The sequence below is a fragment of the Kitasatospora putterlickiae genome, from assembly GCF_039527695.1.
GTDB classification, from domain to species: domain Bacteria; phylum Actinomycetota; class Actinomycetes; order Streptomycetales; family Streptomycetaceae; genus Kitasatospora; species Kitasatospora putterlickiae.
The window spans coordinates 12,944-13,448 of record NZ_BAAAKJ010000028.1; the positions used below are offsets into that span (position 1 = coordinate 12,944).

Annotated in this window: 1 pseudogene; it reads right to left on the minus strand. The window is 77.4% G+C overall.

The window, feature by feature from the left end:
- Nucleotides 1-505, minus strand: a pseudogene (locus ABD308_RS03650) (NAD-dependent epimerase/dehydratase family protein); the annotation flags it as partial.

Below are 505 nucleotides of genomic sequence, written 5' to 3' on the forward strand. Positions count from 1 at the left end.
GTGTCCCGCACGTCGCCGAGCGGGAAGCCGCCGGTGGGCCAGAGCGGCATCAGCCCGCGCAGCGCGTCCCGCAGCCGGCCGGTCTGGTCGCCGAGCCTAGGGTCGTGCGGGCCGAGCAGCGCGGGCGGGTAGACGATGCGGACCGGGGCGCCCCGGTCCTGGAGCAGCCGGGCGGCCCGTTCACAGGCCGCCTTGCTGGCCAGGTACGGCTCCGCCGGGCGCCCCACGGCGCTGTCGGCCCGCAGCTCCGGGTCCGCGCTGGGGATCAGCGCGCCGACGGTCGACACGTGCACCACCGTGCCGGCGCCGGAGCGCACCGCGGCCCGCAGCACCGTCTCGGTGCCCAGGACGTTGGTGCGGGCGATGTCCCCGCGGCGCCTGCGGTCGAAGGAGTACACCGACCCGAGGTGGACCACGGCGTCGGCGCCGGTGAAGGCCTCGTCCAGCAGCGCCGGGTCCAGGATGGTGCCCTCGTGGAGCACGGCGCCGGTGCCGGCCAGGTTGG